A 14318-nucleotide genomic window follows, 5' to 3' on the forward strand; every position below is an offset into this window, starting at 1 on the left:
GTACTTTATTTATCTAAAAACTTTAATATTATCTTCAGGTCGCTTATCTATCAATTTATTCATCGGATCGATTCCCGCATAAGTCGGTTTGCCATGGACGGTCATTTGAATTACATGCTTACCTGCACTGAGCCAGTATTTCCGGAACACCAATGGATTGCTTTGCGTGCGGCCGTTACGGCCTTTGGTATCCGCTGCAAATACACCTATATCAATAAAATCATTCATAGACCTTGCAGGCGTTTCATTGCCCAGGCTGTCGAGGTAAACCTTAGCTACATTAACCTCGAGGGTAACAAGGAAGTTGTTATTGCTCCCCGTTGATGCCACGTTTAGCGTGTTTACCTGGTTGTTATATATAGTAACTTTTTCCCAGTTATCCCTTAGGTAATACTGGAATGCTTCGGGCACCTGTTTCTTGATGCAATTATACAGGTCTATACTGCCGGCATAGGGCGGGTCCTTTTTAAAAGCATAAGAATTTTTAAATTCGCGCAGGGCCGCATTTAAACGATCTTCTCCCACCAGGTCACTTAACCCATAAAGCAGCACACCTGCCTTGCCTGCAAGGCCCGACCAACGGTCTTCCTTTGCGTAAAGCACAGGGACTTCTTTGATGTGCAGCCGGTCACGAAGAAAGAAATAAGTGCCCGCTTGCTGCTGCAGCAAGCTTTTAATATTGTTCTTGCCATATTTGCTTTCGGCGAGTTTGAGGGCACCGTACCTGGACAACCCTTCCGGTATGATCCACGCGCTTTTGGTGGCGTTCGGCGCAACCTGAAAGCGCCACCATTGCTCAGCAAGGTTCCTGGCGGTTTCAAAATAGCAATAGTTGGTTTGATCCCCGTCCTTCAAATCTGCATTCCATCCAAAACGCTCGTTGTACACATCCAGTGTAGCCATCGACGTTTCCTCCCCGCCGACATCGGGCGTTTCTGCAAGGCGGATATCCTGGAAGGGGTAATCGCCCCAGGCTGCTGAAAAATAGCGAAGCCCGTCCCGGTAGGCCGACATAAAGTCTTGCACGTTGGCCTGGTGTTGGGGATGATAAAATAATTGAACGTTTACTTGATGTGCGTCAGGCAGCCGGGTACTATCCTGTAAAGTGGCGTACCTCGCGGACAGTATCGAAAACTGCCCGTAAATCCCCGTCCGCCGCTGGCTGTAGTGGAAATAGTTACGGTCGTTCCTGCGCCAGGTGTTGGTTAAGGCGCCGGGGGCTACTGCTGTCTGATCACCGGATGTGCTCACAGTGAGGTCTAAATGGATCAGGCCTGTAGTTTTGCCTTCGCGCAGCAAATTAACCGCTCCCGGATCGTCGCTGGCCGCATCATCATTGGTTTTAAGCGGCAGGCCATTTTTCTTGCGGACGTACCGGTTATTCACTTCTTCATTTTCGTCGTAACCAAAATTCGGCAGTAAGGCGGTGATAAAGGTGCCGTTAAGTAAACGGTCGGAAATATATAGGTTGTTGCTGAAGCCGCGCTGGGTGATTTCGGCACGGACCTGTAGTACGGTTGAATCGCCCGGGGCAATTGGCCGGTTTAAACGGTAGAGTCTGAATTCCGCCGTATCCCGTTGCGGCCTGAAAAAACTGAATGCCGCGCGTTTATAGGTCAGCGGACAAGTGAAAGCAAGTACCTCGTTGCCCTGTTTCAAGGTATAAGCGGTAATCTCATCAGCATCCATTAATAAACTTTCGATGGGGCGTTCGTTTTTGTTAACAATGGTGACTTCGGCGTTGATGTATACGGCTCGATGGTCAGGATACAGATCAGTTTGCATTTTAATACGGGTGATCCGGGGTAAGGGCAGGCCTGCATAGGGCTTCAGCACCTTTTCATAGGTGATCGCCCGGCTTTCGCGCTCGCCTTCGGTCAGGAAAACATTCAGGTAACTGACGTTATAATATATATAGCTTCCGATAAGAATAAACCCGGTGAACAGCAATCCCGCAGCAATCCTATTATAGGTGCCGAAACGATGGGGAACCATTTTTAGCCTTTCCACGAAGGAACTGCTAATCCCACGGTAATAAAATAATGCAGCGATTATCACCAGCAGTCCCCCGCCGAACAACCAGTAAATGGTAAACCAATAAACAGGTACGGCCATATCGCCCAAACCATCCATATCCGATAACAATACATTGGGCGTATAAGAATACAGCAATAAATTATAATCAAATATTCCCGAGTCCCTCAATAGGAATACAGCGAGCCAAAGCGAAATTGCGACGGCATGGCCCACGAATTTGTTATTCACCAGGACATGTACCGTGTACCCGAAAACCACCATTTCCAATAATTTGGGCAAGATCACGGTTAGTATATACTGTAGGTAAAGGGGCAAGTCGAACTGGTAAAAACCTTTGGCCAGCTGGATGGGGACGCCGACCAGCAGGGGCAGGAAAGCAAGGCATGATCCCAGGAAAAGCAAGGCGAGCAATTTAGCGCTGTTCAGCACCCAGGTTGGCGGCGGCAGGGCATCGCCGATCACAGCGTAACGGGTGCTACGGTCGCGGTGCAGGGCTTCCCCGATATAGAAAACAATCAGGAAAAAGATAAAGGTAAAGAAGGGGCCGATCTGCAAAAATTCGATCGTCCGGGGAAGGTCAGGGACGCCATGTGTATTACTTCCCGTCCAGAATATAAAAATCAGGAGCGCCAAACCGCAGCCAATGATGATCCAGAAATAATTATCCCGGAACAGATTGCTTAACTCTATTCTGAACAGCGTATATAGTGTGCGCCGGTTATAGGCGCGGTCAAAACTAATTTTCGCTTTCACCGCAGGATTGAGTGCGGTTAGTTGAGTGTTAGTTAATTTAAGTGTTTTAACTTTTCTTCCACTGAAAAAGCGGGTGAAACTAAACCTGGACCAGGCGAAGGTAAGGAATAGAATCCCGATAGCCGTCCAAACGATCCTGTTCACCAGGAACGGACCGCTCACCGGGAACAGCGTGTTGTTTTTATCGAGGGCGCTAATACTGCCTGAATGATTTCGGATATTAGTGACGCCAAAGGCGTCAGAGAGGTTGATCAGGGCATCGTTATGCGTTTGCGCCAAAAAGAAAATGGACAGAAAATAGCCCAAAAACAGGATGAGGCCCCCGGTATAGATCACTTTAACATTCCTGGTCAGGGCAACCAGGCCGAAAAAAAAACAGGAAGTAAATACCAGGTTGGGCAGGGCAATACAAAGGAACGGCTGCAGGTAATAGCTGAGTTGATTCGGCCCGTAATTCCCCTTATCCAGCCCCCCTAAAAAAGGGCCGGACAGAGAGCCTAAATAAATGCCCGCCGGTATCGCCAGGCCGGTAAGCAGCAGGCACAAAAAAGAGCCCGAAAAACGCCCCCAGAAATACCCGGCCGGGGTAATCGGATAGGTCAGGTAATAGCTGTGCGTATTCGATTCGATATCGCGGTAAAGCGCCGTACCCATCATGGAGGAAGCGATCAGCATCATCAGCATGCTCATCATGGCAAACCACTGGGCGATCAGGTAGGGCGAATTGTAATGCTCTTTTTCCCCCGCAGGTACCGCACCATTGGCAAAACAAGCGACGGTCAGCATCAATATGACAGCAAAATAGACATAGATCGCAGGCCTGCGCAGCTTGCTTTGGATCTCAAATAAAAATATTTTAAGGAACATGAATCGGATCAGTTTAATTGGTTTAAAGAATAGGTATCCCGGTACTGGCGGTGATATAGCTGAAATAAACATCTTCGAGGTTGGGCGCCACGGGTACAAAGCCATTTCCCGGGTCTGTTTCCTGTAGTACCCGGATGTACAGTTGACCGGTTTTTAAATGCGTGGATATGACGTTAAAAGCATCCTGGTAACCCGGTAATTCAGCTTTGCTAATGGCCCTGCTGAATATTTTAGCTTCTATTTCACCGACCGCAGTTTCTGGTTCACCACTGTATAAGACTTCGCCCCTGCGAATAATTGCGAAACTGGAGCAAAGCGTGCTGACATCTTCCACGATATGGGTAGACAGGATGACAATGGTTTGCTCGCCCAGGCTGCTGAGCAGGTTATAAAAACGGTTCCTTTCCGCCGGGTCAAGCCCGGCCGTGGGCTCATCCACGATGATCAATTTCGGGTCGCCGATCAGCGCCTGGGCGATGCCAAAGCGCTGTTTCATCCCGCCGGAATAGGTGCCCAGGTATTTCTTCCGGTCCTGGTAGAGGTTAACTTGTTCCAGCAAACTTTCCACCAGGTCTTTGCGCTCGCCCTGATCACCGACACCTTTGAGCTGCGCGATGTGGTCCAGCATCCGCTCGGCGGATATTTTGGGGTAAACGCCAAACTCCTGGGGCAGGTAACCCAGTATTTGCCGCACCTCTGTTTTGTTTTTCAGGATGTCAAGGTCATCCAAAAAGATGCTGCCACTATCAGCTTCCTGTAAAGCGGCGATCGTGCGCATCAGCGTGGACTTGCCGGCCCCGTTCGGGCCCAGCAGGCCAAACATCCCCTGACTGATTGTTAAGGAAATATTCTTTAAGGCATGAACGTCCTTCGTATAGGACTTGGATAGTGCGTTAATTTGTAGCTGCATGGGGCGATTGTTTATTTTGAAACAATAATAGCCCGCATTTGACTATGCGCCCAGCGACAGGGATGAACATAGGCTATACAGGGACGAAATGATAATCTTATTTTTTTAGCCGGTTGAGGGTATCAAGGTAAGAAAGCCCGACGGGAAGCACATCCTTGTTCAGCATCGTCACCTGGTGCCGTTCGATTTTAGCCATTTTGCCCGGTGCGGCTATAAAGGAGCGGTGGATGCGGATAAATTTTTCTTCCGGGAGTAAAAGCCGCGCCTCAGTGATCGTCATGCGGGTCACTATCTTTTTATCCGCCGTGACGAAGGTGACGTAATTCCCGGTGGCTTCCAGGTAATGCAACTCATCATAACCGATCCGCAACTGTTCCTGGCCCGATTTGACAAACAAGTGGTCTTTTGGTGAAGCGGCATTACGGAAGCCATGCAGTTCATTGGCTTTATTACAGGCTTTGATAAACCGGGAAAGGGAGAAAGGTTTGAGTAAAAAATCAACGGCGTCCAGTTCAAAGCTGGATACCGCGTGTTCGGAATAAGCCGTAGTAAAAATAACCAGGGGCTTTTTGTTCAGGCTGTTGTAAAACTCCAGGCCCGATATATCGGGCATTTTCACATCCAGGAAGATCAGGTCCACCGGTTCACGCTGTAGCCAGGCTATAGCATCAAAAGCATCCTCAAATTCAGCTTTCAGCATAAGGAAAGGAACTTTCGACGCATAGGCGTTAATGATCTCTAATGCGATCGGTTCGTCGTCAATGGCGATACAGGTTAACATCCTACCAAATTAAGTTATCTTCGTCAATTGGATTTGAAGGTTAACAAAAAAAATATTTTCCATTTCCCCTGTCACCAGTTTATGTTGCTGCGGATAGATCAGTTTAAGCCGCTGCCTGACGTTCTTTAAGCCGATGCCGCCTATCTCCTTTTCCAGGTCGTTTGTTTTTTTGGTATGGATCGTATTGCTAACATGGAGATATAAGGTCTGTGCCTCCGTTTTCAGGCTGATACTGATCCGGGAAGGCAAGCGCAGGCTGATACCGTGCTTGAAGGCGTTCTCTATAAAGGGTATGACCAGCATCGGCAAGATCTCCAATTCTTCCGGCGGTTCTTCGATCATGATCTCAATAAGGATATTAGGCGATCTTCGGATCCGTAGTTTCTGCAAGGCAATAAAACGATGCAGGTAATCTATTTCATGCTTTAGCGGGATGAATTCCTTTCCCTGTTCATGCAACAGGAACCGCATCATGTCGCCCAGCATCTGGATACCTTCCCCGGTCCGTTCCGCTTTTTCCTGCATGGCCGTACCCAGTAAGGTATTTAAGGCATTGAACAGAAAATGCGGGTTGATCTGGGACTGGAGAAATTGGAAATTAGCGTCGGATCTTCCCAAAGCTATTTTGAGCCGGTTGATCTCTTTCCCTGTCCTGAGCCGGTAATGATAGACCTCCCACGCAATGGGGGCCGTAAACACCAACTGAAAGGCCAGGGTGAATATGCCGGCAAATAGGTATAAGCCGGTAGCCAGCTTACTGGTCGCGGCGATAATCGGCAGTGCCGTTAGCGCGATCGTCAAGATCACTTTCAGCAGGTAGATCCGGTAATCCTGTTGTTTCCGGATAATGCCCGGGATCAGCTTCGCATAACAAAACCAGTAAAATACAATGGCATATGGAAAAACCAGGGCCACATAGCCGGTCAGTTCTGAACGGGGTTGCTGGAAAAGTAAAAATGAAAACAGCAGCAACCAGGTGGTCAAGGCAATGCCGCACTCTTTGTACAAAGTTGAATTCTTTAAGCTTGCTGTTATTTTCATTCGGCCAATGATAGTGTATTCGCTTAAATTAATGAAATTTCAGGGACGAACTTACTCTGGCTGGTGACGAAAATGATCAGGGGCAAACACGGTCTCTCATTGTAGTTGATGCGATTACGGCTATACAACCAGTTGAACCCTCCGTTCCTTATTCAACTGTTGAGCAACCAACAGCGCGAGCCGGGTAAAAAGTCAAGGCCGGGCGGGGCCGCTGAAAGCGAACAACTCCCGCCCGCTTGTATAGCCTTTACTTTTTATCCCGGGGGTGGGCTATCTTCGCGGTACGGGTGAATATGGAATGGCGATATGATAGCAAACAATGGAAAGCATTTCCTTTGTTGAATTTATCGGCCTAACGACGGACCCCGGTTATAGCCTTCGTCTAAATCTTCTCCGGGGGCCCTGTCTTTTTTTTGTATCAGAGATTGTTCTTGCTGTTGCGCCTGTTGTTGCTTTTCAGCAAGGATCTGCGCTTGTTTCGCCTCGATGCTTTGAACCAACTTATTTGCCCATTCGGGCATTTGCTGAGCTTGTTCTTTTATCTGGCCTTGTTCAATTTTTAAATACGGAAGGAACTTCAAGCCTCGCTTATTGTCCTCTGTAAAGCTCCTAACGAGAAGCACGTTATCAAATTCCCGAAAATGATTTTCCAGATTTTTAAGCCCCTCATTATAATTGGCCGTAATATTTTCAAGACTAACGTTATGACCACCCATCTCCACCCTTAGTTTTACCCGTTCAATTGATGCGGCTATATTGTCCAGGCCGAAATAGATTAGCAGTGCCTCATAGCCTTTTTCTTTAAACTCGTTAACCGTATTCATCACATCTGTCGTCCTGAAATTGGTTTCAAATGCGCAATCTATCCGCTTGGCCTGAACTTCTTCTTTCCAACTCGAAAAAATATGGCCGTTTACCGCTTCATATAAGTTTCCGCTATCAAGTCCGGGAAATTGTTGCCTTAGCAGGGCTAATTCCTTGTCGCCGTCAAATATTGGTGTGCCGAAAGGCAGCATAATTGCAGACAGCGTGCTTTTGCCAGCGCCATTAGGCCCGGCAAAAACAAACAGTTTTGGCTGTTCCATTAGAAATTCCTGTTGAGGATGTGACTTTGGCCGGTACTGGCATCTGTTCGTACCAATTCCCTGTGACCAGCATATTGACGGACAAACAAATTTTCCAATTTATCATCCCCGGTGTACCTGTAAACGTTATACTGACCGGCTGCAAGATGCTCTGCTTCGACCTTTTCAATTTCCGGGCGTAACTGATCAGCAAGCTCTTTTAAAGAACATTCAAAGATCGGTTTATAAGTTAACTGCTCCATCAATCGGTATAATTCACAATTCTTAGCCACTGAAGGCGCTATCTCGACCCATTGCTTTAACGGGATAAGCACGCCCATCGGTTCTTGCCTGGCATTAACAAAGATACTTAGTGTACCCTGTTCGGCAAATTCATTCAAATTTAAGGATTTATTCATGGTGTTACAAATTTGGTTTGGCAATTCTGTTTCCTGTAAGCATCGTTTTGTGTATGCGTGGCTTTCTTTTAACCACATTCTTCGTGGGGGTAGTTTTGGCAGTTACATTAACCGCGTGGCTTGTTGGTGTGTCCGCTTGCCGGGCTGTGATTTCCTTTTTAAGCAGATATACTTCTGTTGCAAATCCGATAGATGTTCCGGTTAAAATGGAGACGGCAATCACCAGGATAAAATAAGCGACCAGTATCCATTTAGATTTTGGGTCAAAATGATGGTGGTGCCTGACCGGGATCACTTTGGGCATTGCATCGATTTTTTTATCCATTTGCTCAAATAGGGCACTGATATTTTCCTTTTTATAAGTCAAGCTCAACCTGTTTAACTGGTCGTAGATTTGTTTCAGGTCTTTCGTATAATCCGGAATGTAGACTGCCGGGTATTCTGATGGTTTTGTATTTGAGGCAGATTGCCGTTCCAGCAATTCACGATTTTGTTGGATAAGTTGCTCAACGAACTCGTCGTAGGCGCTTTCTTCCGATTCGCTTGGTCGTTCCATAATGATTTGAATTAATTATTTGCTATAAGGGTTAATGGTTTTTAAGCTGTCGGCTTCACGCTGTAGCTCTTTGATACGCAACACGTTTTCCTGCCGCTTTTGAAACAGGTCGATACTGTCTGTGCGTTGGCTGTTCACTCCTGACAGCTTATAGCTGGCCAATTCATCGTCCATTCGCTTGCGGCCTGTGCTGTCCTGATGCATATAATTCCAGTACCATACCTTGCGGAAGTTGCTGTTTTGACTGTTGAGGTAGAGATAACGGAAACCAAACCAGCAAACGAAGCAAAAAACAATAGCCGCGCCAGCTAATAGCCCTATTTGTTTGGCCTTTATTTTAAGGTAAAGCTTACCTTTGTCTTCGGGCAACACTAATACCCGGTTTTTTTCAAATTGCTGGCTAATCAGTTCCCTCACCGTTTTCCGGATCTCCATCATTCCATTGGCGAGCGTCAGAAGCATCGGCGCGGTATCCGGTTTAGGCGCAATAACTTCAATCTTTTGATACTTCTGTTCAAAACTGGCGATCAGTTTTGCATTATCATTTTGTTTCTCGGTAATGAGCTTATTCTTCTGATCCAGCTGTTGTCCCTGCTGTTTTATAAAGTCTTTGATCTCTTTTAATTCAGACACATGCTCATCCAGTACGGATGTCAGTGTCTTTTCATCTAATTCTACTTGTTGGTTCTTCATAATTATTGTTTTTGGGGGTTATTCATACTCTTTTGTATTGGGTTATTACATATGCATACCGTGGCCTCTGCTTCGTTTTTGCTGCCTGATTTGTTCTTGTTGCCTTTCCAGTGCCAGTTTTTGCTCTTGCTGCTGTTTTTGTTGCTTTAATTCCTGTTTTAGTTGTTGTTCCTGTATTAATTTATTTTCAATCGTTTGCAGGCTATAGCCGACCTGGCTGCCTTTAAAGTAGACGTTCTGCTGATCAGTAAAGGCAATACCCCTTCCTTGTTCCACTTTATAGCCCTTATCTTCCATGTATTGCCTGATCTGTTGTACATTCTTACATTGCTTGATCGCTTTAGACAAATGTTTTTTTAGTACCTCCTTGCGCTGGTCGATCCTTTGGCCTTGCGCCACGCGTTGCTCGGGTTTCAGGAAACGGTTCGGACTTAGAACCTTTTCCAATTTGTAAGCCTGTTCCATCTTCCGGCAAAACTCTGCCATGTGCTTGTAGCTATTGCTGTCGCTGGCCGTTTTGCCGTCATAACCGATCCGGTTGGCAACGATATGCAGGTGTTCATGCTCAGTGTCGGCATGGGTAATAGCCACATACTGGTTGCGGTCAAACTGGAACTCTTTGGCCAGTGATGCAGCGATGTCCGCTTTCTGCTGGTTATTGAGTTTGCCTGCATCAGCGTGTGCCAAACTAATCGTCAGGTGAAATACAGGTTTGCTGACATTGGGGTTCAGTTTGCTGACCTCAATAAATTGCCGGATCAGTTCTTTCTTGTTGCCGAAGCATTGATTATAAGCAATGACCTGTGCCTGCTTTTTCTCCATTTCCTGCTGTTGCAATTCCTCTGTTTCTTGTAACCTGCCCTCGTGCAGGTAGAGCATACAGCCCTTAAAACTTTTGCCGGTAACAATTTTCCCTATCATTTTAAATAAGTATTAATCGTGGTGACTAAATTTTGTATCTCCCTTACACATTGATTGAGCAAGGCCCTTTCCAGTGCGTTCAACTCATCCCCGCTGTTACGTTTCCGGGCCAGCTGGTTGATATTGGCTGCCGTATGGTTTAAGGTGCCCTTGAGCTCCAATACATTTTTTGGCAAGCTTTTGATCTTGACCTGCACCTTTTTTTTCAGACCCAGGTCACGCAGGAACTCCGATACCGTTAAACCCGCCCTTTGGGCATTGATTTCTATCAGCTTTTTTTCCAGGGGGGTACACATGGCAGCCATTATCTGCCGCCGCTTGTGTTGCTTTCTTGGGCGGCCTCCTTTATTTACCCGACCTTTACTTTTATTGTCCCCGGTCTTATCGATCATCTTAATTGCACGTTCCATAGGCATTAAAAACTCTTAAAAAAATCCCCCCATGAATGCGATAGCATGAATGGGGCCAGCCCGTTTTGGCATAGCCAAAACATAGCTGGCTCACCTAAAAATCGGAGATATACATATATCCAGATAAATGTGATCTCCGGCGCTAAAGCGCCGCAATGCCCGGCATTGCTCATCGTCCTTTTGGGGCTTAATATTGCGCCGCATTTGGCTTTGCCTGCGGGCAAAAACCTAACCATTGGATTCGCCTTTACCAGCGGTCTTGGGACGGTTTTGTAATAGCTTAGGCCAAAGTGGACGTAGTTAATTATCGTTTTCATAAAAACAATTAACGGTGGGTGAATACTGAAGCTTCTACTTTTTTGACGTCTTCTTCCAGTTCTGACAGGTAAAATACTTTACGGCGTGGGCCAAGGTCATGTCGCCTGATCAGGCCAAGCTGCACATACCTGCGCAAGGTGGGCAGGGATACTTTCAACGCCTTGCTGGCCTGTGATGGCGTAAGCGGCAATTCCGCCTCCGCGTGTTTTTGCAATGCATGATGTTCATCGATGCAGGTGGACACAATGTTTTTCAGAAAACGTTCCGCTTCCTGCATTGAAAATCCGACAAATTGAATTTGCTGTTCCATAAGATTAATTTTGGAACAAAGAGAAATAACATCCTTTCCGATTATGGTGGCGTTAATGGAAACTGGAAGAAAAACAGGAAATTATTTGCAGTTATTTTCTGCTATCAGCTATAAGAAAGGAAAATTCAGGGCAATAATTCAGATACAGGGTTTAATAATTTATAAACCTGCCGGGCCTTATCGGTAGAAATTTTGCTTTTACTGATCTGGTAAACGGAATTAACCAGTTCCCCCGCATGATTGTAAACCCATAGCTTTTCCCGTATGAGTTGCCAGGAAGCAATGAGTATTTTCTCATCTTTCAACTGGCGAAAAAGTAAATGCAGTTTTTGCGCATCCAGGTTGGCCGGATTAGCTTGTGCGAGATTAAGTTCAATGGCAGCCGCTTCATTCTTTCTAAATATCATCGAAAATTCCTCCAATGAGTACGGTTTTATAAAAAGTGCTTTAAGTAGATCAAATAGGTGGTTAATGACTTCCTTTTGCTTTTCAGCACTTAGATCATCGGTAATTTTCAGATAGCCGTATTTAGAAGCGTCATATTTCTGTGGAGAAGGTATAACAGTTGGTGTAATTTCAATTCTCTCCGGTACTTGATGATGCTGGCTGGCCAATAAAGTTTGCAGGTATTTAATCAACCTCTCCCGGCAGGATTTGTCTCGTTTTATGAGTTGATGAAAAGCCGGTTCCCGTTCGGCATTTTCACGCTTCATTAAGGCAAATTTAATTTCGCCGCTATACCGGGTCAATGAATAGGCATAAGGCTCGTAGTGCGTACTTATCGCAGTTAGCAGGGTATATAATTCCTGTTCACTCCAAGCTAATGCTTTCAGTCGCTTTAAAATATCGAACTGCATCGTCGTTTCGGAGAAATTAAAATACAGGAATTTGCAGCACCACTTGAAATGGCTTAACAAGCTTTCGAAATTGAAATCAAATGGACAAGGAATAAAAGATATGCAATAGTGATGATCCAATGCATGTTGCATTGTCCTCTTAAAGTCGGTGATGATCTCCGGCCTGACCGGCTTTTGATCCTGAAAGGCGACCTGGTAACAGAAATAAGATGTGGATTTGGCCTTCGTAAAGAAAGGGACATCCTTAAAATCGGCTGTTTTCATAGGCTCCTGTTTCAAACTGCAAATCAGCTGAAAAGTTTTTGAAAAAACAAAAGGCTGAATTTCTCCAGCCTTTTTATGAATAATTAAATGATTTTTATCGGTTTTTTATATGGTCAGGTATAGGATGTTTTTTTAAAAACGCTTTAGCCTTTTCTTCCTTTTTTATAAAAAATGGTTCATCGGCATAGCTTCTCACCTGATCGGTTATAATGATATCATTATATTCCTTGCCTTTAATTGCTACTTTCTTGGTTGTTTGCATAATTGCTCCTTTCCTTCTATTCAAAGATATTATATTATTTTCTTTTCGCCAAAAATGCTTCGTAATTGACATTGATTTTAAACTCATGCCATGAGTTCTCCCGATATCCCCAAACAATAAAATCGGTACTTATTTCATTATATAGACGAGCAATCCCCATTTGATATAGCCTTGTTCTTACGGCGGTGCTACCTTCAGCATAAATAAAATGGTTGCCAAAGTGGTCACAAAATGTGTTAACCGTATTAATTACGGTTGACAAAACTAAATCCCTATCCTGATTATTAGTAATGATGGTATCGCTAATTTCGCCACCACTAATTTCATCTCCAAACGCCAGATTGTAAGTAATGGGGTCGTCTTCAATTTTTCTATACCTGACTACCTTTTTGATTTTTCCTTTTGGCCCGCTACTGTAAAATTCGTAATCCTGGAAATCAGTTGTAAAAAGAGAATAATGGTCTAAATTCATAAACTTCGAAATATTCTGTAAGGTTAAATTGGACTATATCGAAAATGCTTTTAGGGTTTCAAAATGTCTTACACTATCTAATATCTTAACATAATCCATTGTTTGAGACAATTTTGAGTGTCCTAAATTCCTTTGCAAAACTTCCGGACGCATCCCATTCTCCAGGCTAAGGATGGCATAAGTGTGCCTGGCTGAATGACAAGATAGGATTTCATATTTTTTCTTAACCACTGTTTTTACTTCGCTGCCATATTGGGCTGTCAACTCAATCTCTGTATCAATTTTTGCATCCTCGCAAAGCTCCTTTAAATAGTCGTTAGCTTTTTGGTTAGACGGAACCGGCAATAATTTTTTGAATTTTTGTTTGTCCCAATATTTTTCTATGATGGTTACCGCTTTTGGCGGCAAGGCAATCTCATGAAATTTGCGGGTCTTTTTAATCACAAACTTTAAAACATGATACTGCTCGCCTTTATCACTTTTTTTAAGATAATGCGCCTGGTGTATCTGTTGCAAATCACTATAGCGCAAACCGGTATAGCAACCAAACAGAAAAACATCTTTTAGCTTTTCAAGCCTGTCACTTTCAGGCAGGTGTTTTTCAAGGGCTTTGACCTCCTTCTGTTTCAAAAAGATAATTTCTGTAGAACTGCGCTGTACCTTAATTTCTTCTAATGCTGACGAACTGCCTAATAATCCTTGCTTGTGCGCCTCACGCAATATTTGCTGGAGCATAGAGACTTTTTTTTCAACCGTAGTATTGTTGTTCTTCTTATCATTCGTCAAATAAGTGATAAAACCCTCTACAAATTCTTTATTGACGTTTACCAATAGTGGTGGCCGAATGCCTACATGGCCCTTTAAAGAAGATACCATTGTGCTGATATTTCTTTTGGTACTTTCCTGTCCTGGCTTATTATATCGTTTGAGATAGTTTTCACAAAAGGAAACGATACTTTCATGACTAACGCTGTGGTTAACGGTAATCAACCGTTTAAGCTCCGACATATCTACCGGTTGGAAAGTTTCCTTTTTGCCCCGCAAATATTTGGATACCTTGTCAATTATAGTCGTGATATAAGTGTTAACGTCGTCAGCTCCCCTAAACCCTCGTGCCATTTGCTGATTAACATCCCAACAGGCATAGGATAAGACTTTCTTTGCCGTCAACTGTTTTCCCGGAATCCTAAATCCGGTATAATGACGAATGCGGTTTCGTTTGTATAAACCCTCATCATCGTTTATCCCTCTATTGGTATACTCAAACATTAGGGGTAAATTGCCTTGGTTATCTGGCTTGGAATCCAGGTAAAACCGTCCATATTTTCTTTTAATTCCCATAGATTGCGGTGCAATATGCGGTGCAATTTCTTTCATTTAGCT

15 protein-coding genes are annotated in these 14318 nt (G+C 44.7%); all 15 read right to left on the reverse strand.

Annotated elements, in window-relative coordinates; genetic code table 11:
• Nucleotides 1-9: 9 nt before the first annotated feature.
• Entirely contained in the window at nt 10-3657 is a 3648-nt protein-coding gene (locus tag MUCPA_RS14120; RefSeq protein ID WP_008507224.1) for an ABC transporter permease/M1 family aminopeptidase, read from the reverse strand.
• A gap of 22 nt (nt 3658-3679) precedes the next feature.
• The gene (locus MUCPA_RS14125) at nt 3680-4567 is read right to left on the reverse strand and encodes an ABC transporter ATP-binding protein (protein WP_008507225.1); all 888 of its coding nucleotides are present in this window, start codon (nt 4565-4567) and stop codon (nt 3680-3682) included.
• A gap of 97 nt (nt 4568-4664) precedes the next feature.
• The gene (locus MUCPA_RS14130; protein ID WP_008507226.1) at nt 4665-5348 is read right to left on the reverse strand and encodes a LytR/AlgR family response regulator transcription factor; all 684 of its coding nucleotides are present in this window, start codon (nt 5346-5348) and stop codon (nt 4665-4667) included.
• Nucleotides 5349-5357: 9 nt separating this feature from the next.
• Nucleotides 5358-6389: a sensor histidine kinase gene (locus MUCPA_RS36135; RefSeq protein ID WP_008507227.1), complete on the reverse strand. Its 1032-nt coding sequence runs from the start codon at nt 6387-6389 to the stop codon at nt 5358-5360.
• A 344-nt stretch (nt 6390-6733) separates the two neighbouring features.
• A complete protein-coding gene (locus MUCPA_RS14145) occupies nt 6734-7474 on the reverse strand; it encodes a zeta toxin family protein (RefSeq protein ID WP_008507228.1) in 741 nt (246 codons plus the stop codon).
• On the reverse strand, nt 7474-7872 hold the full coding sequence (locus MUCPA_RS14150; protein WP_008507229.1) for a hypothetical protein: 399 nt from the start codon (nt 7870-7872) through the stop codon (nt 7474-7476). The genes MUCPA_RS14145 and MUCPA_RS14150 overlap by 1 nt, the downstream gene beginning before the upstream one ends.
• Nucleotides 7873-7876: 4 nt before the next feature.
• Nucleotides 7877-8428 carry a hypothetical protein gene (locus tag MUCPA_RS14155; RefSeq protein WP_008507231.1) on the reverse strand — a complete coding sequence of 184 codons (552 nt, stop codon included), beginning with the start codon at nt 8426-8428 and terminating at the stop codon, nt 7877-7879.
• Between the two features lie 15 nt (nt 8429-8443).
• Nucleotides 8444-9121, reverse strand: coding sequence for a hypothetical protein (locus tag MUCPA_RS14160; protein WP_008507233.1), 678 nt, complete (start codon nt 9119-9121; stop codon nt 8444-8446).
• Nucleotides 9122-9166: 45 nt separating this feature from the next.
• The gene (locus tag MUCPA_RS14165) at nt 9167-10042 is read right to left on the reverse strand and encodes a relaxase/mobilization nuclease domain-containing protein (protein WP_008507235.1); all 876 of its coding nucleotides are present in this window, start codon (nt 10040-10042) and stop codon (nt 9167-9169) included.
• Nucleotides 10039-10452: a plasmid mobilization protein gene (locus MUCPA_RS14170; protein ID WP_157543905.1), complete on the reverse strand. Its 414-nt coding sequence runs from the start codon at nt 10450-10452 to the stop codon at nt 10039-10041. Before MUCPA_RS14170 ends, MUCPA_RS14165 begins: the two co-directional genes overlap by 4 nt.
• 325 nt (nt 10453-10777) lie before the next feature.
• Nucleotides 10778-11080 carry a MerR family transcriptional regulator gene (locus MUCPA_RS14180; RefSeq protein ID WP_008507242.1) on the reverse strand — a complete coding sequence of 101 codons (303 nt, stop codon included), beginning with the start codon at nt 11078-11080 and terminating at the stop codon, nt 10778-10780.
• A 125-nt stretch (nt 11081-11205) separates the two neighbouring features.
• Nucleotides 11206-12201 (reverse strand): hypothetical protein, encoded by a 996-nt coding sequence (locus tag MUCPA_RS14185; RefSeq protein WP_008507243.1) that lies wholly within the window; start codon nt 12199-12201, stop codon nt 11206-11208.
• A gap of 94 nt (nt 12202-12295) precedes the next feature.
• Complete coding sequence (locus tag MUCPA_RS37750; RefSeq protein ID WP_169316172.1) at nt 12296-12487, reverse strand: hypothetical protein; 192 nt, start codon at nt 12485-12487, stop codon at nt 12296-12298.
• A 10-nt stretch (nt 12488-12497) separates the two neighbouring features.
• Entirely contained in the window at nt 12498-12935 is a 438-nt protein-coding gene (locus MUCPA_RS14190; protein WP_008507246.1) for a DUF6934 family protein, read from the reverse strand.
• Between the two features lie 33 nt (nt 12936-12968).
• Complete coding sequence (locus MUCPA_RS14195; RefSeq protein WP_008507248.1) at nt 12969-14312, reverse strand: site-specific integrase; 1344 nt, start codon at nt 14310-14312, stop codon at nt 12969-12971.
• Nucleotides 14313-14318: the final 6 nt, after the last annotated feature.

The organism is Mucilaginibacter paludis DSM 18603 (genome assembly GCF_000166195.2).
GTDB lineage: Bacteria > Bacteroidota > Bacteroidia > Sphingobacteriales > Sphingobacteriaceae > Mucilaginibacter > Mucilaginibacter paludis.

Bases quoted from the DNA above. Each gene is read 5' to 3' on its own strand.
- MUCPA_RS14120 (WP_008507224.1), bottom strand. From the start codon at position 3,657: ATGTTCCTTAAAATATTTTTATTTGAGATCCAAAGCAAGCTGCGCAGG.
- MUCPA_RS14125 (WP_008507225.1), bottom strand. From the start codon at position 4,567: ATGCAGCTACAAATTAACGCACTATCCAAGTCCTATACGAAGGACGTT.
- MUCPA_RS14130 (WP_008507226.1), bottom strand. From the start codon at position 5,348: ATGTTAACCTGTATCGCCATTGACGACGAACCGATCGCATTAGAGATC.
- MUCPA_RS36135 (WP_008507227.1), bottom strand. From the start codon at position 6,389: ATGAAAATAACAGCAAGCTTAAAGAATTCAACTTTGTACAAAGAGTGC.
- MUCPA_RS14145 (WP_008507228.1), bottom strand. From the start codon at position 7,474: ATGGAACAGCCAAAACTGTTTGTTTTTGCCGGGCCTAATGGCGCTGGC.
- MUCPA_RS14150 (WP_008507229.1), bottom strand. From the start codon at position 7,872: ATGAATAAATCCTTAAATTTGAATGAATTTGCCGAACAGGGTACACTA.
- MUCPA_RS14155 (WP_008507231.1), bottom strand. From the start codon at position 8,428: ATGGAACGACCAAGCGAATCGGAAGAAAGCGCCTACGACGAGTTCGTT.
- MUCPA_RS14160 (WP_008507233.1), bottom strand. From the start codon at position 9,121: ATGAAGAACCAACAAGTAGAATTAGATGAAAAGACACTGACATCCGTA.
- MUCPA_RS14165 (WP_008507235.1), bottom strand. From the start codon at position 10,042: ATGATAGGGAAAATTGTTACCGGCAAAAGTTTTAAGGGCTGTATGCTC.
- MUCPA_RS14170 (WP_157543905.1), bottom strand. From the start codon at position 10,452: ATGGAACGTGCAATTAAGATGATCGATAAGACCGGGGACAATAAAAGT.
- MUCPA_RS14180 (WP_008507242.1), bottom strand. From the start codon at position 11,080: ATGGAACAGCAAATTCAATTTGTCGGATTTTCAATGCAGGAAGCGGAA.
- MUCPA_RS14185 (WP_008507243.1), bottom strand. From the start codon at position 12,201: ATGAAAACAGCCGATTTTAAGGATGTCCCTTTCTTTACGAAGGCCAAA.
- MUCPA_RS14190 (WP_008507246.1), bottom strand. From the start codon at position 12,935: ATGAATTTAGACCATTATTCTCTTTTTACAACTGATTTCCAGGATTAC.
- MUCPA_RS14195 (WP_008507248.1), bottom strand. From the start codon at position 14,312: ATGAAAGAAATTGCACCGCATATTGCACCGCAATCTATGGGAATTAAA.